General features: G+C 74.1%; 21 protein-coding genes and 1 riboswitch. Of the genes, 9 read left to right on the top strand and 12 right to left on the bottom strand.

The window, feature by feature from the left end; translation table 11 throughout:
• The first annotated feature begins 98 nt into the window (after positions 1–98).
• Both ACI791_RS08265 and ACI791_RS08260 read left to right on the top strand, forming a co-directional pair.
• Positions 99–761: a class I SAM-dependent methyltransferase gene (locus tag ACI791_RS08265; protein ID WP_456585612.1), complete on the top strand. Its 663-nt coding sequence runs from the start codon at positions 99–101 to the stop codon at positions 759–761.
• 119 nt (positions 762–880) lie between these two features.
• Positions 881–1,028, top strand: a riboswitch (cyclic di-AMP (ydaO/yuaA leader).
• A 194-nt stretch (positions 1,029–1,222) separates the two neighbouring features.
• Entirely contained in the window at positions 1,223–2,068 is an 846-nt protein-coding gene (locus ACI791_RS08260; protein WP_456585611.1) for an aggregation-promoting factor C-terminal-like domain-containing protein, read from the top strand.
• Between the two features lie 100 nt (positions 2,069–2,168).
• Here ACI791_RS08260 and ACI791_RS08255 read toward each other — a convergent pair whose 3' ends face one another.
• Positions 2,169–3,404, bottom strand: coding sequence for a glycoside hydrolase family 3 N-terminal domain-containing protein (locus tag ACI791_RS08255; RefSeq protein WP_456585610.1), 1,236 nt, complete (start codon positions 3,402–3,404; stop codon positions 2,169–2,171).
• 186 nt (positions 3,405–3,590) lie between these two features.
• On the opposite strand from ACI791_RS08255, the gene ACI791_RS08250 reads away from it, so the two are divergent.
• Entirely contained in the window at positions 3,591–3,971 is a 381-nt protein-coding gene (locus tag ACI791_RS08250) for a hypothetical protein (protein WP_347057103.1), read from the top strand.
• A gap of 3 nt (positions 3,972–3,974) precedes the next feature.
• Here ACI791_RS08250 and ACI791_RS08245 read toward each other — a convergent pair whose 3' ends face one another.
• From ACI791_RS08245 to ACI791_RS08210, 8 genes are all read right to left on the bottom strand, one after another.
• Positions 3,975–4,706: a sulfite exporter TauE/SafE family protein gene (locus tag ACI791_RS08245; protein ID WP_456585609.1), complete on the bottom strand. Its 732-nt coding sequence runs from the start codon at positions 4,704–4,706 to the stop codon at positions 3,975–3,977.
• 2 nt (positions 4,707–4,708) lie between these two features.
• Positions 4,709–5,119 (bottom strand): hypothetical protein, encoded by a 411-nt coding sequence (locus ACI791_RS08240; protein WP_347057099.1) that lies wholly within the window; start codon positions 5,117–5,119, stop codon positions 4,709–4,711.
• Positions 5,120–5,317: 198 nt separating this feature from the next.
• Complete coding sequence (gene pntB, locus ACI791_RS08235; RefSeq protein ID WP_456585608.1) at positions 5,318–6,724, bottom strand: Re/Si-specific NAD(P)(+) transhydrogenase subunit beta; 1,407 nt, start codon at positions 6,722–6,724, stop codon at positions 5,318–5,320.
• Positions 6,721–8,295 carry a Re/Si-specific NAD(P)(+) transhydrogenase subunit alpha gene (locus ACI791_RS08230; RefSeq protein WP_456585607.1) on the bottom strand — a complete coding sequence of 525 codons (1,575 nt, stop codon included), beginning with the start codon at positions 8,293–8,295 and terminating at the stop codon, positions 6,721–6,723. Before ACI791_RS08230 ends, pntB begins: the two co-directional genes overlap by 4 nt.
• A gap of 485 nt (positions 8,296–8,780) precedes the next feature.
• Positions 8,781–9,929: an acyl-CoA dehydrogenase family protein gene (locus ACI791_RS08225; protein WP_456585606.1), complete on the bottom strand. Its 1,149-nt coding sequence runs from the start codon at positions 9,927–9,929 to the stop codon at positions 8,781–8,783.
• A 6-nt stretch (positions 9,930–9,935) separates the two neighbouring features.
• Positions 9,936–11,111 carry an acyl-CoA dehydrogenase family protein gene (locus tag ACI791_RS08220; RefSeq protein WP_456585605.1) on the bottom strand — a complete coding sequence of 392 codons (1,176 nt, stop codon included), beginning with the start codon at positions 11,109–11,111 and terminating at the stop codon, positions 9,936–9,938.
• A gap of 236 nt (positions 11,112–11,347) precedes the next feature.
• Entirely contained in the window at positions 11,348–12,520 is a 1,173-nt protein-coding gene (locus tag ACI791_RS08215) for a 4-hydroxybenzoate 3-monooxygenase (protein ID WP_456585604.1), read from the bottom strand.
• A gap of 186 nt (positions 12,521–12,706) precedes the next feature.
• A complete protein-coding gene (locus ACI791_RS08210) occupies positions 12,707–13,483 on the bottom strand; it encodes an IclR family transcriptional regulator (protein ID WP_456585603.1) in 777 nt (258 codons plus the stop codon).
• Between the two features lie 68 nt (positions 13,484–13,551).
• Between ACI791_RS08210 and pcaH the strand changes: the two genes are divergently transcribed.
• The 5 genes from pcaH to pcaC are packed head-to-tail and all read left to right on the top strand — an operon-like array spanning position 13,552 to position 17,485.
• Positions 13,552–14,298 carry a protocatechuate 3,4-dioxygenase subunit beta gene (gene pcaH, locus ACI791_RS08205; protein WP_456585602.1) on the top strand — a complete coding sequence of 249 codons (747 nt, stop codon included), beginning with the start codon at positions 13,552–13,554 and terminating at the stop codon, positions 14,296–14,298.
• Positions 14,295–14,942, top strand: coding sequence for a protocatechuate 3,4-dioxygenase subunit alpha (gene pcaG, locus ACI791_RS08200; protein ID WP_456585601.1), 648 nt, complete (start codon positions 14,295–14,297; stop codon positions 14,940–14,942). Before pcaH ends, pcaG begins: the two co-directional genes overlap by 4 nt.
• Before the next feature lie 25 nt (positions 14,943–14,967).
• A complete protein-coding gene (gene pcaB / locus ACI791_RS08195; protein ID WP_456585600.1) occupies positions 14,968–16,305 on the top strand; it encodes a 3-carboxy-cis,cis-muconate cycloisomerase in 1,338 nt (445 codons plus the stop codon).
• Complete coding sequence (gene pcaD, locus ACI791_RS08190) at positions 16,302–17,084, top strand: 3-oxoadipate enol-lactonase (RefSeq protein ID WP_456585599.1); 783 nt, start codon at positions 16,302–16,304, stop codon at positions 17,082–17,084. Before pcaB ends, pcaD begins: the two co-directional genes overlap by 4 nt.
• On the top strand, positions 17,081–17,485 hold the full coding sequence (gene pcaC, locus ACI791_RS08185) for a 4-carboxymuconolactone decarboxylase (protein WP_456585598.1): 405 nt from the start codon (positions 17,081–17,083) through the stop codon (positions 17,483–17,485). The genes pcaD and pcaC overlap by 4 nt, the downstream gene beginning before the upstream one ends.
• 96 nt (positions 17,486–17,581) lie before the next feature.
• Here the strand turns inward: pcaC and ACI791_RS08180 are convergent, their stop codons facing one another.
• From ACI791_RS08180 to ACI791_RS08170, 3 genes are all read right to left on the bottom strand, one after another.
• The gene (locus ACI791_RS08180; protein ID WP_347057087.1) at positions 17,582–18,250 is read right to left on the bottom strand and encodes a CoA transferase subunit B; all 669 of its coding nucleotides are present in this window, start codon (positions 18,248–18,250) and stop codon (positions 17,582–17,584) included.
• A complete protein-coding gene (locus tag ACI791_RS08175; RefSeq protein WP_456585597.1) occupies positions 18,250–19,068 on the bottom strand; it encodes a CoA transferase subunit A in 819 nt (272 codons plus the stop codon). The genes ACI791_RS08180 and ACI791_RS08175 overlap by 1 nt, the downstream gene beginning before the upstream one ends.
• Positions 19,069–19,226: 158 nt before the next feature.
• Entirely contained in the window at positions 19,227–20,192 is a 966-nt protein-coding gene (locus ACI791_RS08170) for an anti-sigma factor RsbA family regulatory protein (RefSeq protein WP_456585596.1), read from the bottom strand.
• Between the two features lie 324 nt (positions 20,193–20,516).
• Here ACI791_RS08170 and ACI791_RS08165 point away from each other — a divergent pair, with 324 nt between their 5' ends.
• Complete coding sequence (locus ACI791_RS08165) at positions 20,517–21,941, top strand: NADP-dependent succinic semialdehyde dehydrogenase (protein ID WP_456585595.1); 1,425 nt, start codon at positions 20,517–20,519, stop codon at positions 21,939–21,941.
• Positions 21,942–21,974: the final 33 nt, after the last annotated feature.

Below are 21,974 nucleotides of genomic sequence, written 5' to 3'. Positions count from 1 at the left end.
TGCGGCCGACCGGGGGAAGCTGCCGTCGTGGGCGCCGCAGGCCTGGGCGACGGCACCTCGGTTGCGCCGTCGTCCCGCCGGTGCGGTTGACTGCCTCGGTGTCGGCCGACCGTTCCGTCCCCCCGGAGTTCGTCCGCGCCCACACCCGGGCGGTGCGGCCCGAACTGGTGCCCGAGGTGGAGCTGCTGGTGGCCGCCGACGTCGTCGCCCTGTGGGAGGCCATGGAGACCGAGCATGGGCGCACCTCCACCGATCCGCCGTTCTGGGCGGCGGCCTGGCCGGGCGGCCAGGCGCTGGCGCGGTACGTGCTCGACCACCCCGACCTGGTCGCGGGGCGGGCGGTGCTGGATCTCGGCGCCGGCAGCGGGCTGGTCGCCGTGGCGGCGGTCCGTGCCGGGGCGACGTCCGTGCTCGCCAGCGACGTCGACCCCTTCGCGCTGACCGCCGTGATCGTGAACGCCGAGCGGAACGGAACGCCGGGCATCACGCCGGTGGGCGACGTGCTGGGCGCCGAACCGCCGGACGTGGCGGTGATCCTGGCCGGGGACGTCTGCTACGACCGCGAGATGACCGACCGGGTGCTGCCCTTCCTGGAGGCCGCACGTGCCCGCGGCGTGGAGGTGCTGGTCGGCGATCCGGGGCGTGTCTACCTCCCGGAGGACCGGCTGCAGTCCCTGGCCGCCTACGACGTGCCCGACACCGAACCGTCGCCAGGCCGGCCCGCACCGGTGCGCCGGACGACCGTCTGGCGGTTGCCCTGAGGGTCGCGTCATGTTCCTTTTCCCGGCGAGGGATTGTCACGAACGGATAACGCTGGATACCGTGGGTCCCGTCCGGCCGTTCGTTCTCCCCGCCCGGGGAGGTCCGCCGGGCGCCGCCGAGTCGCCCGCTGCCGTCGAGTTGCGGGCGAGCCGGGGACCCACCGCAGCACTGGGGTGAATCGCGCGCCGAGCACGTGGCGGCGCGGGTAGGGCCGCTTCCCGCCCGAATCCGTCAGCTAACCCGGTAGGCGGCACGACGGAAGAAACGGAGAGCCGCCGCATGGCGAGCCTGCGGGCCCACCCTGTACGGAACTGCAGCCGGTACGGGGCCTCGCGCGCGCCTTCCCCGCGCTGAGCGCCCGGGCGCACCGCCCGACCGCCGCTGCCACTCGACCACCCCGCAGCAGTCCGTGCAGCCTCCGCTGCCCCGCTGTGCCCTGCCCCTGGAGCAGTTCCTCCCCATGAAGATTCGCGCCACCTCGATCACCCGCGCCCTCCGGCCCGAGGGCGGACGTCGTCCCGTCGGCCGGGTCCGCCGTCCGGCGCTGCTGCTGGCCGTCGTCGCCGCCGGCGGGTTGATCGCCAACGTCGTCGTCACCGACGAGCCGACCGCGCAGGACGAGCCGCAACTGGCGTCGGTCAGCGTCGCCGAGCAGCTCGGGATCACCGCCGAGGCGCCCGCCGCCGACACGGTGGAGTCCGCCGTCGACAGCCTCGCCCCGCTGGCGGCGAGCCGCAGCGAGCGCGCCGCCGAGCGGGCTGCGGCCGCCGAGGCCCGGGCCGCCGCGGAGCAGGCCGAGCTCGACCGCCGGGCCGCCGAGGAGGCGGCCCGCATCGCGGCCGAGGAGGCCGCCCGCCGCGCGGCGGAGGAGGCCGCCCGTGCCGAGGCCGCCCGTGCCGAGGCCGCGCGCGCGGAGGCCGCGCGCGCGGAGGCGGCTCGTGCCGAGGCCGCCCGCGCCCAGGCAGCCGCCCCCGCTCCGGCGCGCGCGACCAGCGCCCCGGCGGCACCTGCCGCCCCTGCCGGGTCGTTCAAGCAGTACGCGATGAGCAAGGTCGGCAGCGCCGGCGAGTTCAGCTGCCTGGAGAGCCTGTGGGGCAAGGAGAGCGGCTGGAACCCCAACGCGCAGAACCCGACCAGCACCGCGTACGGCATCCCGCAGTTCCTCAACTCGACGTGGGCCGGGACGGGCATCGCCAAGACCTCCGACGGCTACCGGCAGATCGACGCCGGGCTGATCTACATCGAGAACCGCTACGGCTCGCCGTGCGGCGCGTGGTCGCACTCGCGGGCGACCGGCTGGTACTGAGCGGAGCTGGCTCCCCCGATCGCCCACCGACGAGATCGGCGATCTCGCCCCCTTCACGCACGTGATGGGGGCGAGATCGCCGATTTCGTCGTCTCCGGGCTCAGCCGAGGAGGCCGGCCTCGGCCTTGGCGGTGAGGGCGGTGCGGACGGCCGCGTCGACGGTCGCGGCGAAGGCGGGGTCGGTCTCCGCCCGGGCCGCGACGGCGTCGACCATCTCCGGCACCAGACCGGCGTCGACGGTCAGCACCAGCGTGCCCCCGGCCGCGAGGAAGCGGACGGCGCGCTCGCCCGGCGGGATGTCCGCCACTGCCTCGGCGGCACCGAGGTCGTCGGAGACGACCACCCCGTCGAAGTCCAGCCGGTCGCGGAGCAGGTCGGTGACGACGGCGCGGGAGAACGCGGCCTGCTCCTCCGGGTCGATTCGGGGATAGGTCGCCGACGACGTCATCACGAACGGGTCGGCCGCGGTGCGGGCGAGCGCATCGGCGAAGGCGGTGACCTGCTCGTCGCCGGCGGCGGTCACCGGGTCGACGACGTCGCTGGTGGTGTCGGTGTTCTCGGAGACCCGGCCCAGGCCGGGGAAGTGCTTGAACGTCGGGACGACGCCGTGCGAGGCCAGCCCGTCGGCCACCGTCGCGGCAGCGGCTGCCACCGCGGGACCGGCGCCGGCGTACTGCCGGCCGAACGCGCCGATCGGCGCGTTGCCCGCCTCGGTGCCCGGGGGGACGACGTCGGCCACCGGGGCGAGGTTGAGGTTCAGGCCGGCACCGGACATCGCGGCCCCCAGCCGGTCGGCGAGCGCACCCAGCTCGCCGGCCGGCAGCAAGCCCTGCTCCACCGCCGGCGGGAGCACGTCGAACCCGGAACCTTTGAGGGTCTGGACTGCGCCGCCCTCCTGGTCGGCGGCGATCCAGAGGCCGGGACCGGGCGCCGCCTCCTGCCAGGCGGCCGTGGTGGCGGCGAGCTCCGGTGCGGCCAGGGTGGTCCGGCCCTGCAGGAAGACCCCACCGACCCCCTCGCCGACGACGGCCGTGCCCGCGCCAAGCCCGTCCAGCGGAACGCCGGCCACGAACAGCTGCGACACCTGGGACCGGCGGTCCAGGCCGGCGAGCACGGCGTCCACGGACACGTCCGTCGACGTCCGCTCGGGCGATGGGGGAGTGGTGGTGGCCGTCGCGGGTCCGCCGCCGGAGAAGGAGGCCGGTCGGACGGGCGTGGAGGCGCAGCCGGTCAGCGCGGCGACGACGACGGTCGCGAGGACCAGGGACCGCGCCCGGTCCGGCCGTCGGATGGGTGCGGAACCCGCCCGGGACGTCGTCGTGCGGTGTGTGGACATCTCCCCGAGTGTTGCCCGGGCCGCCCCGGGAGCCGGGGAGGTGGTGGCCGTGTCGGAGTCGGGGGACCCTGAGCCGCTACCCGGGCGACGGAGGAGGAGATCCGGAACCGCACCGCCGACGGCTGACCGGGCACCGTCGGCCCGTCCTGCCTAGGGTCGGGGGGCAGGACAGCCGGAGGGGGAGCGATGACCGAGGCCGACGGCGACCGCACCGACCCGCAGAGCGGGATCGTAGGGCGGTCGATCGACGAGTTCGTGAGCCAGCTGCGGTTCTTCACCGACCGCGCCCGCACCCTGGCCGGCAGTGCGACGTCCCGGCTCCCGCTGCCGGCCCTGCCCAGTCCGCCCGGCGCGATGTCGGCCGCCCAGCTGCGCGCGATCATGGAGATGGTGACCGCGCAGCGCACCTCGATCGCGGCGATGCGGGCCCAGTTGGACGCCTTCGACCAGCAGCTCGCCGTCTTCGAGCGGATCCTCGACCCGCTGGTGGAGTGGAGCGGCTCGTGGGCCCGGTTGGAGGAGGCCGTCGGCGACCTCGTCCGCCGGGAGCCGCCGCCCGGGGGCTGAGGGTCAGCCGGTCAGCGCCCGGACCAGCAGCGCCGCGCCGGAGAGCAGGCACAGCGCCAGCGCCGCGCGGCGCATGGCCGGCAGGGACAGTCGGCGCCGCAGCGGGCCGGCGGCGACGTAGCCGAGCAGGACGAACGGCACGAGCAGCCCGCCGGAGGCGGCACCGCTGCCCGAGAGCTCCCCACCTGCCACGAGCACGCCGAGGGAAAGCACCGTGGTGCCGACGAAGAAGACCGAGAGGTTGGCCCGCTGGGCGGCGGGGGAGGGCGCGCGGTAGGTGAGCACCAGCGGCGGTCCCGGGGTCGCCGCGACGGTCGACAGGGTGCCGGAGGCGAAGCCCGCGACGGTCAGCGCACGCTGGCCGCCGGGCAGCTGGACGCCGGCGATCCCCGCGCCGCAGGCGACCAGCACCACGACCGCAACCGTCGCCGCCAGCAGCCGTGCATCCATCACCTGCAGCAGCCCGAGCCCCGCGAGCGCTCCGGGGACCGAGGCGAGCATCGCTCCGCGCATCGCCGGGATCTCCAGCGCGCCCCGCTCCCGCCACAGCACCGGCAGCAGTGAGGCGAGCGTCCCCACCAGCAGTGGACCGGGCACGAGCGCGGGCTGGACGAGCAGGACCAGCGGTCCGGCGAGCAGGCCGAAGCCCATGCCCGTCGCCGTCTGCACGACGGACGCCACCAGCACCGCCAGGCCGCACGCCACCAGTGCGAGCGGATGGGCGGCGAGCTCCACGCTCAGAAGCCGTCGTCGCCGTCTTCGTGGGGACGACGGCGCAGCAGGCCGGTCACCGAGCCCACCCGGCTCTGCGCCTGGCGCAGGCCGTGGATCAGCGGCATGAGGTCGTCGTGGATGCGCCGCAGCGTGTCGGGAACGGTGTCGACGGCGGGGTCGTCGAGCACCCGGCCGACCCGCTCGATGCCGGGGCGCAGCGCGCGCACCGGCTCCTCCAGCTCCTCGACCAGCCCTTCCAGGCGCTCGGCGATGCGGTGGGCCGAGGCGATCGTCTCCCGCGCGGACGTGGTCGCCGCGGTCAGCTCGCGGACGGTGGCGTTGAGGTCGGAGAGGGTCCGGGGCAGCTGCGCCAGGGCCTCGGTCTGCGTCTGCAGCAGGGTGAGCAGTTCGCCGAACCCGGGGATGCGGGGCATGCCGAGACCGCGGAAAGGATCCACCGGGCAACCGTCGGCGACTCCGCCGCGCAGCGCAACCCGGCGGTGCCCGGGGCGATCCGGCGGCCGACCGGCAGGTGCTCGGCCCGCTCCACGGCGGTCCCTGGGAGGTACGTCTTCGCCACCGGCCCGACCGCGCACGCGGCCCGCCGGGAGACCAGGCCCCGGGGGCGGCGCTCACAGTGCCTTGAGGATGTCCTCCACGCGATCGCGTGCGTCGCCGAACAGCATGGCGGTGTTCTCGCGGAAGAACAGCGGGTTCTGGACGCCTGCGTAGCCGGTGCTCATCGACCGCTTGAAGACGATCACCTTCTCCGCCTCCCAGACGCGCAGCACCGGCATGCCGGCGATGGGGCTCGTCGGGTCCTCGGAGGCGGCCGGGTTCACGGTGTCGTTGGCGCCGATGACCAGGACGACGGAGGTGGCGGCCAGGTCGTCGTTGATCTCGTCCATCTCCAGGACGACGTCGTAGGGCACCTTCGCCTCGGCCAGGAGGACGTTCATGTGGCCCGGGAGCCGGCCGGCGACGGGGTGGATGCCGAACCGGACCTCGATGCCTCGCTCGGTCAGCTTGCGGGTCAACTCGGCGACCGGGCCCTGGGCCTGGGCGACGGCCATGCCGTACCCCGGGGTGATGACGACGGACTTCGCCTCGCGCAGCAGCTCGGCGGTCTCGGCGGCGCTGATCTCGGTGTGCTCGCCGTAGTCGACGTCGGCGGAGCCCACGCTCCCCTCGTTGCCGAACCCGCCGGCGATGACCGACAGGAACGAGCGGTTCATCGCCTTGCACATGATGTAGGACAGGTAGGCGCCGGAGGAGCCCACCAGGGCACCGGTGATGATCAGCAGGTCGTTGCCCAGCAGGAAGCCCGAGGCGGCGGCGGCCCAGCCCGAGTAGCTGTTGAGCATCGAGACCACGACCGGCATGTCGCCGCCCCCGATCGAGGCGACCAGGTGCCAGCCGAGGGCGAGGGCCAGCACCGTCACCACCGACAGCACGAGCAGGTTCGGCTCGGCGACGAAGATCACGGTGAGGACGGCGAAGAGCGCCAGCGCGCCGAGGTTGAGCCAGTTGTGGCCCGGCAGCATCAGCGGGTTGCTCTTGATCCGCGCCGACAGCTTGAGGAAGGCGACGATGGAGCCGGTGAAGGTGACCGCGCCGATGAACACGCCGACGACCACCTCGCCCGAGTGGATCCCCGCCTCGGCCCCGGTGAGCGTCGAGCCGCCGTCGGCGCCCTCGACGGAGAGGTAGCCGTTCCAGCCCACGAGCACCGCGGCCAGGCCGACGAAGCTGTGCAGCAGAGCGATGAGCTCGGGCATGCCGGTCATCTCGACCCTGCGCGCGCGCCACAGGCCGATCGCCGCGCCGATGGCCACGGCGACCACGAGCAGGGTGAGGCCGACGGCGGAGATGTCCCGGGTCGCGACGCCGACGGTAGCGGCGAGCGCGATCGCCATGCCTGCGATGCCGTAGGCGTTCCCGGCCTTCGCCGTCTCGTGCTTCGACAGGCCGGCCAGGCTGAGGATGAACAGCAGGGCGGCGACGATGTACGCCGCGGCGGCGGCGGTGGTGGCGGTCATCGGGCGGCGCCCTGCACACTCGGGCCGCGGGAGAACATGCCCAGCATGCGGCGGGTGACGGCGAAGCCGCCGAAGACGTTGATGCTGGCCACCAGCGTGGCGACGAAGGCCAGGGCCTGCACGACGCCGTCGTCGCTGCTGAGCTGCAGCAGTGCACCGACGACGATGATCCCGGAGATCGCGTTGGTGACGCTCATCAGCGGGGTGTGCAGGGCGTGGTGCACGTGCCCGATCACGTAGAACCCGACGACGACGGCGAGCGCGAACACGGTGAAGTGCCCGACGAGCTCGTTCGGGGAGAACGCGGTGAGCAGGAACAGCAGCGCCGCACCGAGGCCCACGAGCGCGAACCGGCGGCCGGGCGAGGGGGTCTTCTGCGGCACCGCGGGGGCGCCCGCCGTCGCGCCGGCGGGCGGGGACGGCGGCGGTGGCGGTGCCGCCGAGACCTGCACCGACGGTGGCGGCCAGGTCTTCTCGCCCTCCCGCACGACCGTGATCCCGCGCTGCACGACGTCGTCGAAGTCGAGGACCAGCCGTCCGTCCGCGTCCGGCGTCAGCAGCGTGAGCAGGTTCACCAGGTTGGTGCCGTAGAGCTGGGAGGCCTGGGCCGGCAGGCGGGCGGGCAGGTCGGTGTACCCGATGATGGACACGCCGTTCGGCGTCACCACCACCTCGTCGGGCACCGACCCGGCCACGTTGCCGCCCTGCGCGGCCGCCATGTCGACGATCACCGACCCGGAGCGCATCGAGGCGACCATCTCCTCGGTGAACAGCCGGGGGGCCGGCCGACCGGGGATGAGCGCGGTCGTGATGACGATGTCGACGTCGCGGGCCTGCTCGGCGTACATCTGGGCGGCACGCCGGTTGAAGTCCTCACCCATCTCGCGGGCGTAGCCGTCGGAGCTGACCTGTGCACCGTCGGCGTCGGGCACCGCCACGTACTCGCCGCCGAGGGACCGCACCTGCTCGGCGACCTCGGGGCGTACGTCGGTGGCCCGCACGATCGCCCCCAGGCTGGAGGCGGCCCCGATGGCGGCCAGCCCGGCCACGCCTGCGCCGGCCACCAGGACCTTGGCCGGCGGGACCTTGCCGGCGGCGGTCACCTGACCGGTGAAGAACCGGCCGAACACGTTCGCCGCCTCGATCACCGCCCGGTACCCGGCGATGTTGGCCATCGAGGACAGCACGTCCATCGACTGCGCCCGGGAGATCCGCGGCACCGCGTCCATGGCCAGCGCGGTGATCGGCCGCGCGGCCAGCGCATCCACCAGATCCGGGTTCAGCGCGGGGGAGAGCAGGCTGATCAGGGTCGCGCCGTCGGCCAGCCGGCCGATCTCCTCGACCGCGGGGGCGTTGACCCGCAGGACCACCTCGGCGCCCCATGCCTGCTCGGCCGTGCCGACGCGCGCGCCGGCCTCGGCGTAGGCCTCGTCGGGGAAGCTGCTGGCGGTACCGGCACCGGCCTCGACCACGACGTCGTATCCCAGCCGCACCAGCTGCGTCACCGTCGCCGGTGTCGCGGCCACCCGCGTCTCGCGGGGCCGCGTCTCGCGCGGAACTCCGATCAGCATCGTGGTGCTCCATTCCTCGGTGCGTAGGCCTCGTCGCCTGCCCGCCAGTGGCGGGGTCGTTCACGGTGCGGTGGATCCCGGAGGGATCTTGCCTGCTGACGGATCGTTGCGGCGTCCGGCTCCAGCGATGTGAGTCACGGCATAGGAGGTCGGGGCACCGGGCGCGCCTCCGGGCGGAAGTGTGACGGCTGCCTCCCCACGAGGGGCGGGGCGGCAGCCAGGGTGAGGCGGGTGGCGGAACCGGCCGAGGAACTGCGGGATGGGTCCGTACGACGGTGGCCGTCGTACGGAGGGAGGACCGTGTCCGTCCCCGGGATCGGCGCTGCCGGCTCCCCGCGGCGATCAGCCCCGACCGGGCGGACCGCCTCGTCGTTGCCTGCCTCGCCTCCTCACCGCCGGGCCGACCCGGCCCCCGGGACGGCGGAGCCCCGCCCCCCGGGAACGGGGAGCGGGGCTCCGGCGCAGACCTGCAGTTGGGCCCTCGATCAGACCGCGTAGGGCGCGCCCAGCGGGTCGACGGTGGGCCGGTCGGCCACCGTGCGGGCCAGCCGGGCCGCGGCGAAGTCGCCGTCGCCCAGCAGGTGGTCGATCGCGGTGAGCCGGCTGGTGTAGTGCCCGACGGAGTACTCCGCGGTCACGCCGATGCCACCGTGCAGCTGGATGGCCTCCTTGCCGACGTGCCGGCCGGCGCGGCTGGTCTGCAGCCGGGTCCGGTCGGCGGCGGAGCGGACGTCGCCGCCGGCGTCCTGCACCATCGACGCCCACAGCGCGGTGCTGCGGGCCAGCTCCAGGGACACGTACATGTCCGCGGCGCGGAAGGTGAGCGCCTGGAACTTGTTGAGCGTCACCCCGAACTGCTTGCGGGTCTTGAGGTACTCGGCGGTGATCCGCAGGGCGGTGTCCATGGCGCCGATCGCCTCGTGGCTGTAGGCGATGCGCGCCTCGGCCAGTGCCCGCTCGATCGCGGCCGTCTGGTCGCCGCCGGCGCCCAGCAGGGTCGCGGGGGTGCCGTCGAAGCGGACGTTGGCAGCGCGGGTGCCGTCGTGCGTGTGGTAGCCGGTGCGGGTCAGGCCCGCCGCGTCGCCCTGCACCACGAACAGCCCGGTGCCGCCGTCGACCACGGCCGAGACCACCAGGACGTCGGCGCGGGCGCCCGTGGGCACCGGCTCCTTGACGCCGGTGAGGGTCCAGCCGTCGCCGGCCTGCGTGGCAGTGACCGCCGACGCCGACGGGCTCCACCGGGTGCCGATCTCGGCGTGCGCGAAGGCCGGCACGCTGGTGCCCTCGGCGATCACGCTCAGGAGCTGGGCCTTCTGCTCGTCGGTGCCGACGGCGGCGATCAGCCCGCCGGCCAGCACGACCGCCTCGATGAACGGCTCGGGAGCGATGACGCGGCCGATCTCCTCGGCGACGATCGCCACCTCGATCGGCCCGGCGCCCATGCCGCCGTGCTGTTCGGCGAAGGGCAGGCCCAGCAGGCCCATCTCGGCCAGCCGCGACCAGGTCTTCTCGTCGAAGCCGGGGTCGTTCGCGGCGACCTTGCGGCGCGCCTCGCTGTCGGAGTACACGCGCTCCAGCAGGCCGCGGACGGCCTCGCGGAGGTCGTTCTGCTCGCTGTCGAAGGTGAAGTCCACGTCAGATCACAGCCCCAGGATCGTGCCGGCGATGATGGTGCGCTGAACCTCGTTGGAGCCTCCGTAGATGGAGACCTTCCGGTAGTTCAGGTAGTGCGGCGTCGCGACGCGCGCCCAGTCGGGCACGTCGGAGCCCTCCTCGGCGAACGAGGCGACCGAGAGCGGGCCGGCGATGTCCACCAGCAGCTCGGTGGCGGCCTGCTGCAGCTCCGAGCCCTTGAGCTTGAGCACCGAGGAGGCCGGGTGCGGCTTCCCGTCGGCGGAGTTGGCGACCACGCGCAGCGCGGTGAGCTCCAGGGCCACCACCTCGTTCTCGACCTCGGCGATCCGCCGGGCCATGAACGGGTCCTCGAGCAGCGGGCGGCCGTCGACGGTGATCTCGCGGGCGTACTCCTTGGCCTGGGCGAGCATCTTCTTGGTGGCGCCGACGCGGGCGATGCCGACGCGCTCGTTGCCGAGGAGGAACTTGGCGTAGTCCCAGCCGCGGTTCTCCTCGCCGATGAGGTTCTCGGCGGGCACGCGGACGTCCTCGAAGAACACCTCGTTGACCTCGCGGCCGCCGTCGATGAGCTCGATGGGGCGGAGCGTGACGCCGGGGGTGTCCATCGGGAAGACGAGCATGGAGATGCCGCGCTGCTTCTTCTCCGCGGTCGGGTCGGTGCGGACGAGGCAGAAGATCCAGTCGGCGTGCTGCCCCAGGGTCGTCCAGGTCTTCTGACCGTTGACCACCCAGTCGTCGCCGTCACGGACGGCGGTGGTGCGCAGCGAGGCGAGGTCGGAGCCGGCGTCGGGTTCGGAGAAGCCCTGGCACCACCAGATGTCGAGGTTGGCCGTCTTGGCCAGGAAGCGCTCCTTCTGCTCCTGGTTGCCGAAGGCGGCGATGACCGGGCCGATCATGCTGGTGTTGAAGGCCAGCGGCTCGGGCACACCGGCCAACTGCATCTCCTCGCGCCAGATGTGGCGCTGCAGCGGCGTCCAGTCCCGGCCGCCCCACTCGACCGGCCAGTGCGGCACCGCCAGGCCGGCGGCGTTGAGCGCGCGCTGGGCCTGGACGTACTCCTCCTTCGACACGTGCCGGTGGGCCGCGACCTTGTCGCGGATTTCCTGCGGCACCTGGGTGGTGAAGAAGGTCCGCATCTCCTCCCGGAAGGCCTGGAGCTCCGGGGACAGCTGCAACCGCATCGGTCCTCATTCCTGACGGCGGCGGCGCCGTCTCGACGTAGTGCCCCGACGATCCCACACGGGCTACCGGCGGGTAGATGCGGCATCCCGGCTGCGGAGTGCCGGCCGCACGACCGGGCCCCGGGCAGCGGTGCTGCCCGGGGCCCGGTGCGGAGCGCCGACGGATCAGATCGGGGTCGACCAAAACGAGCAGCTCGCCCCGACGGGTGCCGCAGGTTGCGACGCACGGCTGCCGGTCAGGTCTCGATCGGCAGCCCGGTGTAGTTCTCCGCCAGTTCGCGCGCGGCGGCCTCCGACGAGCACACGCGCTCCAGCTGGGCGAGTTGCAGCCGGGCGTCGAAGTCGTCGCCGGAGGTGTGCAGCATCGACGTCATCCACCACGAGAAGTGCGTGCACCGCCAGACCCGGCGCAGCGCGGTGTCGGAGTACGCGTCCACCAGGTCGGTCCTGTTCTCCTGGAGCAGGCGGGTCAGCGCCGTGGCCAGGAGCGTGACGTCGGCGACGGCCAGGTTCAGCCCCTTCGCGCCGGTGGGCGGCACGATGTGCGCGGCGTCGCCGGCGAGGAACAGCCGGCCGCGGCGCATGGGCGCGCTGACGAACGAGCGCATCGGCAGGATCGACTTCTCGGTGATCGGACCGGTGGAGACGCCCCAGCCGTCCAGGGACATGCGGCGGGAGAGGTTCTCCCAGATGCGGTCGTCGGACCAGTTCTCGATCGAGTCCGACGGGTCGACCTGCAGGTACAGCCGGGAGACCGACGGCGAGCGCATCGAGTACAGCGCGAAGCCGTCGGGGTGCCAGGCGTAGATCAGCTCGTCGGTGGCGGGCGGGGCGTCGGCCAGGATGCCCAGCCAGGCGTAGGGGTAGGTGCGCTCCCACAGCCGGCTGTCGGTTCCCGCCGTCACGACGGGCCGGGAGACGCCGTGGAAGCCGTCGGTGCCGGCGACGACGTCGCACTCGAGGACCTGCGCGACGCCGTCGGCGTCGGTGAACCGGATCCGCGGCGACTCGCCGTCGACGTCCTCGGGCACCACGTCGGAGACGTCGAACAGCAGGGGCGGCCCGCCGTCGAGCTGCGCCTTGATGAGGTCCTTGGTGACCTCCGTCTGCCCGTAGACCCACACGGTGCGCCCGCACAGCTCCGGGAAGTCGAGGGTGTGGCGGGTGCCGGGGTACTGCAGGTGGATGCCGCGGTGCTCCAGCCCCTCCCGGCGCAGCCGGTCGCCGAGGCCGGCGTCGGTCAGCGTGTCGACGGTGTGCTGCTCGAGGATGCCCGCGCGGATCCGGGCCTCGACGTACTCCCGGGACCGGTTCTCCAGGACCACCGAGTCGATGCCGCGCAGCGCCAGCAGCCGGGACAGCAGGAGGCCGGCCGGGCCGGCGCCGATGATTCCCACCTGAGTGCGCACGGAAGCGAGTGTTCCCGCCTGCGCCCGTCGGCGGAACCGGAGCCTTCCGCCCAGTGGCGGGGGCGGTGGCGCCCGGGAGGCGGGCGCCGGTCAGCGATCCCGCCGGCGGGCCGCTACGCCCCCACGCTGTCCCCCGGTGACGCCGAGCTCGACCACGGGGGAAGCCGGTGCCGCCGGGCGCGGACGTCAGTGGAACTCCTGCGAGCGGGCGAGCTCCCGGCCGATGCCCCGCGCCGCCATCTCCAGCGCCGGAACCAGGCGGGCGAGGTCCCGGCGGTGCGGTGGGACGACGATGCCGAGGGCGGCCACGGCCAGCGGGCCGGTCGCCCGCTCCACCTGCACGGGAACGGCCACGGACGCGGCCCCGGGCGACATCTCCTCGCACGTGCGCGCGTACCGGCGCCGGCGGATCTCGGCCAGCTCCCGGGTGAGCTGCGCCGGGTCGACGACGGTGCGCCGGGTGATCGGGGACAGCGAGCGCAGCGTCTGGTCGACGACGTCGTCCGGTGCGGCGGCGAGCAGCACCTTGCCCACGCCGGTGGCGTGCAGGGGCAGCCGGCTGCCCACCTGGCTGACCACCGGCACCGACTCCCGCCCCGACACCCGGTCGACGTACAGAGCGGCGAGCCCCTCCCGGACGGCGAGGTGCACGGTGTCGCGGATCGTGGTGTGCAGGTCGAGCAGGAACGGGGCGGCCACCTGCCGGAGCTCCAGCTGCACCGGGGCGAGCAGGCCGAGGTCCCAGAGCTTGCGGCCGATCTCGTAGCGGCCGTCGGACCGCCGCACCAGCGCTCCCCACCCGGTGAGCTCGCCGAGCAGCCGGTGCGTCGTCGTCAGCGGAGTGCCGGTCCGCTCGGCGATCTCGGACAGCGACAGCCGCGGGGTGTCGCTGCCGAACGCGTCGAGCACCCCGAGCGCCCGGGAGGTGACCGACCGGCCCGGGGCGGCGCTGCGACCTGCCACCTCGTGGTACTCCCGCCCAGTGGAAGCGTGGGGTTGGGAGCCTAGCGTCCCGGTCGTACCGTCCCGGCATGACCGGGACCACCTCCGCCGGCGGCCTGCACGTGCCGCGGTACCTGCGCGAGCCCGAGGCCCTGCGCACGCCCGTGGGCTTCCCCGAGTACCGCAGCACCGGGTTGCGCGCGCCCCTGCGCACGCCGGTGGACCTGCCGCACCGGCTCACGGAGGTCACCGGTCCGGTGCTGGGGGAGGACCGGGTGCGGCCGGAGGACGCCGACCTCACTTTCCGCAGCGGCGGCGAGGCGATCGGTCAGCGGATCCTGGTGCACGGCCGGGTGCTCGACAGCAACGGCCGTCCGGTGCCCGACGCTCTCGTGGAGGTGTGGCAGGCCAACGCCGCCGGCCGCTACCGGCACGTCGCCGACAACTGGCCGGCGCCGCTGGACCCGCACTTCGACGGGCTGGGCCGGGTGGTCACCGACAGCCTGGGCCGCTACGAGTTCATGACGATCAAGCCCGGCGCCTACCCGTGGGGCAACCACCACAACGCCTGGCGCCCGGCGCACATCCACTTCAGCCTGTTCGGGCGGGCGTTCACCCAGCGCCTGGTGACCCAGATGTACTTCCCGGACGACCCGTTGTTCGGCCAGGACCCGATCTTCAACGCCATCCCGGCGGCTGCGCGGCACCGGGCGATCAGCCGGTACTCCCTCGAGCGCACCCAGGACAACTGGGCGCTGGCCTTCGAGTGGGACATCGTGCTGCGCGGGACCGACCAGACGCCCTTCGAGACCGACGACGACGGAGATGTCGCGTGAACCCCCTGGACGTCCCGGCCGACCCGCCGGGCCCCTTCCAGCCCCGGTCGGGGCAGCGCGGCACCGGGTTCCTCACCGGGCCGCTGCGGCTGGGCACCACCCCGAGCGCGACCGTCGGGCCCTACCTCGCCATCGGCCTCACCTGGCCGGACGGTGAGTGGGCTGCCGCCGAGGGCACCGGGGGCGGCGTGTGGATCCGCGGCCGGGTCCTCGACGGCGCCGGGAGCGTGGTCCCGGACGCGATGGTCGAGACCTGGCAGGCCGATCCGGACGGCGGCTGCCCCTCGCCCGAGGACCCCCGCGGGCCGTCGTCCTACCCGGGCTTCCGCGGCTACGCCCGGGCGCAGACGCTCAGCGGCGAGTTCGCCGTCCACACCCTCAAGCCCGGCCGGGTGCCGGACGGGGAGGGCGGGGTGCAGGCTCCGCACGTCGACGTGAGCGTCTTCGCCCGCGGGCTGCTCGACCGGGTCGTCACCCGCATCTACTTCGCCGACGAGGCGGAGGCCAACGCCGAGGACGTCGTCCTGCGGGCGCTGCCGGACGACGCGGCGCGGCGGACGCTGATCGCCACGCCCACCGTCGACGGCTACCGGTTCGACATCCACCTGCAGGGCGAGCGCGAGACCGTCTTCTTCGCGGTATGAACTCCCCTGTGACGGGAACCGCCGCGTGAGCGGCCTCTTCAGCGGCCTCTTCAGCGGGATCTTCGCCCGGGGCGGCGCGGCGGCGGCCGTCTCCGACGCGGCCTGGTTCGACGCCCTGCTGGACGTGGAGGCGGCGCTGGCCCGTGCGGCGGCCGCCACCGGTCTGGTGCCCACCACCGCCGCCGACGCGGTCACCGCGGCGTGCGCGGAGCCGGCCGGGCTGGACCTCGCGACCGTCGTGGCCCGTGCGGCCGACGCCGGCAACCCGGTGCCCCCGCTGGTGCGGGTGCTGCAGGCAGCGGTGGGGGAGCGGGACGCCGTCGCGGTGCACGTCGGCGCCACCAGCCAGGACGTGCTGGACACGGCGATGGTGCTGCTGGCCCGCCGGGCGATCGCCGCGATCGACCGGGACCTGGCACGAGCCGCGGAGGCCGCCGCGGACCTCGCCCGCGCCCACCGGGGTGACGTGGTCATGGGCCGCACGCTGATGCAGCAGGCGCTGCCCACGACCTTCGGTCTCAAGGCGGCGGGCTGGCTCAGCGGGCTGGACGGTGCGCGGCTGCGGTTGGCCGAGGTCGTCGCCACGCTGCCCGTCCAGTACGGCGGCGCGGTCGGGACGCTCGTGGCGTCGGACGGGTCCGGTACCGCGCTGCGGGCGGCGCTGGCCGCCGAGCTGGAACTGGCGACCACCCCGGTTCCGTGGCACACGGTGCGGCTGCCGATCGCCGACCTGGCCGGCGCCCTGGGTGCGACGGCCGGAGTGCTGGCGACCGTCGCCGTCGACGTGGTGCTCATGGCCCAGACCGAGGTCGGGGAGGCCGCGGAGAGCGGGGCCGGCCGGGGCGGGTCGTCGGCGATGCCGCACAAGCGGAACCCCGTGGCCGCGATCTCCGTGCGAGCCTGCGCCCGCCGCGCGCCGGGCCTGGTGGCGACGCTCCTCGGCGCGATGGAGCAGGAGCACGAGCGCGCCGCCGGAGCCTGGCACAGCGAGTGGCCCGCGCTCACCGACCTGCTCACCACCGTGGGCTCGGCGGCGGCCTGGCTCGTCGAGAGCCTCTCCGGCCTGCGCCCCGACGTGGACCGGATGTCCGCGACGGCGGCCGCCGCCGGGGATCCCGAGCTCGCCGGCGCCCTCGCCGACGCGCTCACCCCGGTCCTCGGTCGCGGCGCCGCGCACGACGAGGCCGCGGCCGCCGTGCGGGAGGCCGCGGCCACCGGCCGGAGCCTCGCCGACGTGGTCGCCGGCCGGGACGACGTCGAGCTCGCCGACCTGCTCGGCGGCGGACCGGACGTCGGGGAGGCCGGCGCCCAGGTCGACGCCGCGCTCGCCGAGCACGCCCACCTCACCGAAGGAGCCCGATGACCGCCGTCGCCGTCTCGTACACCGTCGACGGGCCCACTGACGCGCCCGTCCTCGTCCTGTCCAACTCGCTGGGCGCGACCCGGGCGATGTGGGACCGGCAGGTGCCCGCGCTCGCCGAGCGCTTCCGGGTGGTCACCTACGACACCCGCGGGCACGGGGAGTCCCCGGTACCGCCGGGCCCCTACTCGCTGGACGACCTCGCCGACGACCTCGTCGCCCTCCTGGACGAGGTCGGCGCGGAGCGGGCGCACGTCGCCGGGCTGTCGCTGGGCGGCATGACCGGCATGCGCCTGGCCGCGCGCGAGCCGCAGCGGGTGCACCGGCTCGCGCTGCTGTGCACCTCCGCCTTGCTGGGCCCCCGCCAGAACTGGCTCGACCGCGCGGCGACGGCCCGGACCGAGGGCACGGGCGTGCTGGCGCCGACCCTCGTCAGCCGGTGGGTGACCCCGGGCTACGCCGCAGACCACCCCGACGTCGTCGCCGGGCTGCGGGACATGGTCGCCGGCATCGACGGCGAGGGGTACGCGAGCTGCTGCGAGGCGATCGCCGACATGGACCTGCGGGCCGACCTCCCGACCATCGCCGCGCCGACGCTCGTCGTCTCCGGGGCGGAGGACCCGGCGACGCCGCCGGAGCACCAGCAGGCCATCGTCGAGGGGATCCCGGGTGCGCGGCAGGTCACGGTCAGCCCCGGTGCGCACCTGGCCAACATCGAGCAGCCGCTGCAGGTGACCGGCGCGCTGCTCGCCCACTTCGACGCCGCGGGAGACGCCCGATGACCGAGCTGCCCGACACCGACCGGGCGCGCCGCGAGGCGGGGATGCGCACCCGCCGCGAGGTGCTCGGCGACGCCCACGTCGACCGCGCCGTCGCCGGCACCACACCGTTCACGGCTGGGTTCCAGGACTTCATCACCCGGGTGGCCTGGGGCGACGTGTGGCAGCGACCGGGCCTGGCCCGCCGCGACCGCAGCCTCATGACGCTCTCGATCTGCATCGCGCTGCGGCACTGGGACGAGTTCGCGCTGCACGTGCGGGCGGCCCTGAACAACGGGCTGACCGACGAGGAGATCGGCGAGGTCATCCAGCACGCCGCGGTCTACGCCGGCGTGCCCGCGGCCAACCACGCCTTCAAGGTCGCCGGCCCGATCCTCGAGGAGCTCCGCACCACCGGAACCTGACCGCCACCGGCCCGCGTGCCGCAACGGCGCCGGGCTGCTGATCGCTGGGTCGCCGTCGTCCCGATCCGGACGACGGCGACCCGACCCCCGGCGCCGTCAGACGGCAGCGGGCAGGGGCATCTCGCGGAGGTCCTCGGCGACGGTGAGCGGCGCGCCGGTGGCGGCCACCACCTCGTCGGCGGTGACGCCGGGAGCGGTCTCCCGCAGCACCAGGCCCGAGTCGGTGACGTCGATGACGGCGAGGTCGGTGACGATGCGGTCCACGCAGGCCTTGCCGGTCAGCGGCAGGGTGCACTCGTCGACGATCTTGGGCGAACCGTCGCGGGCGACGTGCTCCATCATGATGATGACGCGCTTGGCGCCGTGGACGAGGTCCATGGCACCGCCCATGCCGTTGACCATCTTGCCGGGGATGAGCCAGTTGGCGAGGTCGCCGCGGGGGTTGACCTGCATGGCCCCCAGGATGGCGACGTCGAGGTGCTGGCCCCGGATCATGCCGAACGACAGCGCGGAGTCGAAGAAGCTGGCGCCCGGCAGGACGGTGACGGTCTCCTTGCCGGCGTTGATCAGGTCGGGGTCCTCCTCGCCCTCGAAGGGGTAGGGCCCCACGCCCAGGACGCCGTTCTCCGAGTGCAGGACGACGTGGACGCCGTCGGGCACGTAGTTGGGCACCAGGGTGGGCATGCCGATGCCGAGGTTGACGTAGGAGCCGTCCTCCAGCTCCAGCGCGACGCGGGCGGCCAGCTGCTCGCGGGACAGGGACATCAGGCTGCTCCTCCGGTCGCTTCCTCGCCGGCGGCGGCCGGCGCGGCGGTGTCGGCGGTGCCCGCCGCGGGGCGGGGGCGGGTGGTGCGCCTCTCGATCCGCTTGCCCTCCGGGCCGACGACGACGACGCGGTCGACGAATACCCCGGGCAGGTGCACGTCCTCGGGCAGGATCTCGCCGGGTTCGACGAGCTCCTCGACCTCGGCGACGGTGACGCGGGCGGCCATGCCGGCCAGCGGGTTGAAGTTGCGCGCCGACTCGTGGAACACCAGGTTGCCGTGCCGGTCGCCGACGGCGGCGCGGACCAGGCCGTAGTCGGCGGTCAGCGCGGTCTCCAGCACGTACTGGCGGCCGTCGAACTCGCGCACCTCCTTGGGTGCGCTCACCTCGGTGACGGTGCCGTCGGGGGCGTAGCGGATCGGGATGCCGCCGTCGGCGACCATCGTGCCCACGCCGGTCGGCGTGTAGAAGGCGGGAATGCCGGTGCCGCCGGCGCGCAGCCGCTCGGCCAGCGTGCCCTGCGGGGTCAGCTCGACCTCCAGCTCACCGGAGAGGTAGAGCCGGGCGAGCTCCTTGTTGCCGCCGACGAAGGAGGAGATCGTGCGGCGGATCCGCCCGGCGTAGAGCAGCACGCCCAGCGCCTGGTCGTCGACCCCGCAGTTGTTGGAGATCGTCGTCAGCCCGTCGGTGCCCTGCTCCAGCAGTGCGTCGATCAGCACGAACGGCACCCCGCACAGCCCGAACCCGCCCACCGCCAGCACCGAGCCCGGTTCGATGTCGGCCACGGCCTCCCGGGCGGAGGCGACGACCTTGTTCACCGGCGGGCCAACTCGACGGGGACGGTGTCCCGCCCGTGGTACGCGCGTGTCCGATCCACCACAGTGCTCCCATCGCTCGCCGATTACCGCGCCCAGTATCGCCGTCCGGGATCGCACCGCGGGCCGGGGGGCTCCACTGGCCGGAAGTTCCGGCGGGATCAGCGCAGAACGGTGGTCAGCCGGACGCTGACGCCGCCGTCGCCCGGGTGGTGCTCGCCGCCGGCGATGTCGACGTGGTCGCACAGCTGGCGAGCCAGCCACAGCCCCATGCCGCCGTGCGAGAGGTCCTCGCCGTGCGCGGGGCCGTAGCCCGCGAACGGATCGTCCCAGCCGGGTCCGCCGTCGCTGATCCTGCACACCATGCGGTCCGGCGCGGTCCAGAGCTGGAGGCTCACCGGCGGCCGCCCGTGGCGGACGGCGTTGGAGGTCATCTCGTCGACGGCCAGGAGGAAGTCCTCGACCACGTCGGCGGAGGCCGGAACGGCGGCCAGCTCCGCGGCCACGGCGTGCCGCAGGCCGATGAAGTCGGCGACGTCGGCGGCGGCGAAGCGCGGGGGCGTGCGCTCGAGCGGCTCGGCGGGCACCGGGAGCGCGCGGAGGTACTCGGCCGGATCGGTGTACCCGCGGTTGGGCGTGCGCCCGGCCGGGGTGACGACGTGGGGGTGCGTGCGGATGGCGGACGCGAGCACCGGCTCGGGCGAGTGCCGGGTGTCGAAGGCGCAGACACCCCACATGTCCCACCCGCGCAGCGCCTCGTTGATGACAGACTCGTACCGCTCCCACTCGAGCCACTCCCGCTCGGTGCGCCCGTAGTCCAGCTCGCCGACGACGCGGACCCGCGGGGCCCCACCGGCGGTCTGCTGCTGGGCCAGCCGGCGGAAGGCGGTGATCGCGGCGGGCGTGCGCTGCTGGTAGGCCTCACCGCGGTCGAGCACCAGCAGTCGCGGATCGCCGTCCAGGGCCTCGCGCAGCGCGGTGGCGCCCTCGGGCGACGCCGCCACCACGGCGGCCTCGCCGGCGTCCAGCCCGGCACGCAGGAAGGGGGCGGCGGTGGCGACCAGTTGGTCGGTCGAGTCGTACAGGAGGGCGTCGTGCGGAAAGCCCCCGGCGGGGGGATGTCCCACCCCACCTGCTGCCGTCCAGTCCACGTGCACCCCTGCCTGTTGCGTCCGCCGCCGCGAACCGATGCTCCACGGTAGGCCCTCGCCGGGGATCGGTCAGCCGCAGGTGCTCCGTCCGCCACTCGCGACCCACAGGTGCCGGAAGCCGGTCGCGGCCGGCGGCACCGGACCGCACCCGCGAGTTCCGGGTGCCGGCGACCGCGGCGATGCCGCAGCCGACCAGGTGGCGGGCGCTCAGCGGACCGAGGCGGCGCAGGGCACCTGCCGGCCGCCGGTTTCACCTGCCTGCGTCCGGGCAGGGGAGAGCGCACCAGGAGGGAGAGAACCATGTCCATCGCCACGATCAACCCAGCCACCGGGGAGACGCTCAAGACCTACGAGCCGCTCACCGACGAGGCCCTCGAGGACAAGATCGCCCGGGCCGCCCAGGCGTTCGCGAGCTACCGGCTGACCACGCCGCAGCAGCGGGCCGGCTGGTTGTCGGCCGCCGCCGACGTCCTGGACACCGACGCCGACTCCGTCGCCGAGCTCATGACCACCGAGATGGGCAAGACCCTCGCCTCGGCGAAGGCCGAGGTGGGCAAGTGCGTGAAGGCGCTGCGCTGGTACGCCGAGCGCGGCCCGGCCTTCCTCGAGCCCGAGGACAAGGACGCCGCGGCCGTCGGCGCCGAGCGAGCCTACGTCGTCCACCAGCCGCTCGGCGTGGTGCTCGCGGTCATGCCGTGGAACTTCCCGCTCTGGCAGGCGATGCGCTTCGCCGCCCCGGCGCTGATGGCCGGCAACGTCGGCCTGCTCAAGCACGCGAGCAACGTGCCGCAGACGGCGCTGTACATGGAGGAGATCTTCCGCAAGGCCGGCTTCCCCGACGACGTCTTCCAGACCCTGCTGATCGGCTCGTCGACCGTCGAGAAGGTGCTGCGCGACGACCGGGTCATGGCCGCGACGCTGACCGGCAGCGGCCCGGCCGGGCAGTCGGTGGCCGCGATTGCCGGTGACGCGCTGAAGAAGACGGTGCTGGAGCTGGGTGGGTCGGATCCGTTCATCGTGATGCCCTCGGCCCATCTGGACACCGCCGCGGAGGTGGCCACCACGGCCCGCAACCAGAACAACGGGCAGAGCTGCATCGCGGCGAAGCGGTTCTTCGTGCACCGCGACGTGGCCGAGGAGTTCACCCGGCTGTTCGCCGAGAAGATCGGGGCGCTGACCGTCGGGGATCCGATGGACGCCGACACCCAGGTGGGCCCGCTGGCCACCGAATCCGGCCTGCAGGACGTCGAGGACTACGTCGAGGACGCCCGGAGCAAGGGCGCCACGGTGGTGGTCGGCGGGCAGCGGCTGGACCGGCCCGGCTGGTTCTACGCTCCCACCCTGCTCACCGGGGTCACGCCGGAGATGAAGGTGCACTCGGAGGAGGTGTTCGGACCCGTCGCCGCCCTCTACACCGTCGACTCGCTCGACGAGGCGATCGAGATCGCCAACAGCCACGTCTACGGGCTGGGGTCGAACCTCTGGAGCGAGGACGAGGACGAGCGGGCGCAGTTCGTCCGGGACATCGCCTCCGGCATGGCGTTCATCAACGGGATGACCGCCAGTTATCCGGACCTGCCCTTCGGCGGCATCAAGCAGAGCGGCTACGGCCGGGAGCTCACCGAGCTGGGCATGCGGGAGTTCATGAACGCCAAGACCGTGTGGGTCGGCGGCCCCAGCAGCGGGCAGGCCAAGGGCAGCACCGCCGGCGCCGCCGCCGAGTGATCCCCGCAGCACCGCCCCGGGCGCGCGTGCTCG

This window comes from Blastococcus sp. SYSU DS0973, assembly GCF_054051055.1.
Note: the sequence above shows the minus strand (reverse complement) of the source record. Positions and strands in the feature narration are given on the sequence as shown.

Bases quoted from the DNA above. Each gene is read 5' to 3' on its own strand.
- ACI791_RS08220 (WP_456585605.1), bottom strand. From the start codon at position 11,111: ATGCGGTTGCAGCTGTCCCCGGAGCTCCAGGCCTTCCGGGAGGAGATG.
- ACI791_RS08240 (WP_347057099.1), bottom strand. From the start codon at position 5,119: ATGCCCCGCATCCCCGGGTTCGGCGAACTGCTCACCCTGCTGCAGACG.
- pntB (WP_456585608.1), bottom strand. From the start codon at position 6,724: ATGACCGCCACCACCGCCGCCGCCGCGGCGTACATCGTCGCCGCCCTG.
- pcaC (WP_456585598.1), top strand. From the start codon at position 17,081: ATGACCGAGCTGCCCGACACCGACCGGGCGCGCCGCGAGGCGGGGATG.
- ACI791_RS08165 (WP_456585595.1), top strand. From the start codon at position 20,517: ATGTCCATCGCCACGATCAACCCAGCCACCGGGGAGACGCTCAAGACC.
- ACI791_RS08180 (WP_347057087.1), bottom strand. From the start codon at position 18,250: ATGTCCCTGTCCCGCGAGCAGCTGGCCGCCCGCGTCGCGCTGGAGCTG.
- ACI791_RS08260 (WP_456585611.1), top strand. From the start codon at position 1,223: ATGAAGATTCGCGCCACCTCGATCACCCGCGCCCTCCGGCCCGAGGGC.
- ACI791_RS08250 (WP_347057103.1), top strand. From the start codon at position 3,591: ATGACCGAGGCCGACGGCGACCGCACCGACCCGCAGAGCGGGATCGTA.
- ACI791_RS08255 (WP_456585610.1), bottom strand. From the start codon at position 3,404: ATGTCCACACACCGCACGACGACGTCCCGGGCGGGTTCCGCACCCATC.
- pcaH (WP_456585602.1), top strand. From the start codon at position 13,552: ATGACCGGGACCACCTCCGCCGGCGGCCTGCACGTGCCGCGGTACCTG.
- ACI791_RS08230 (WP_456585607.1), bottom strand. From the start codon at position 8,295: ATGCTGATCGGAGTTCCGCGCGAGACGCGGCCCCGCGAGACGCGGGTG.
- pcaD (WP_456585599.1), top strand. From the start codon at position 16,302: ATGACCGCCGTCGCCGTCTCGTACACCGTCGACGGGCCCACTGACGCG.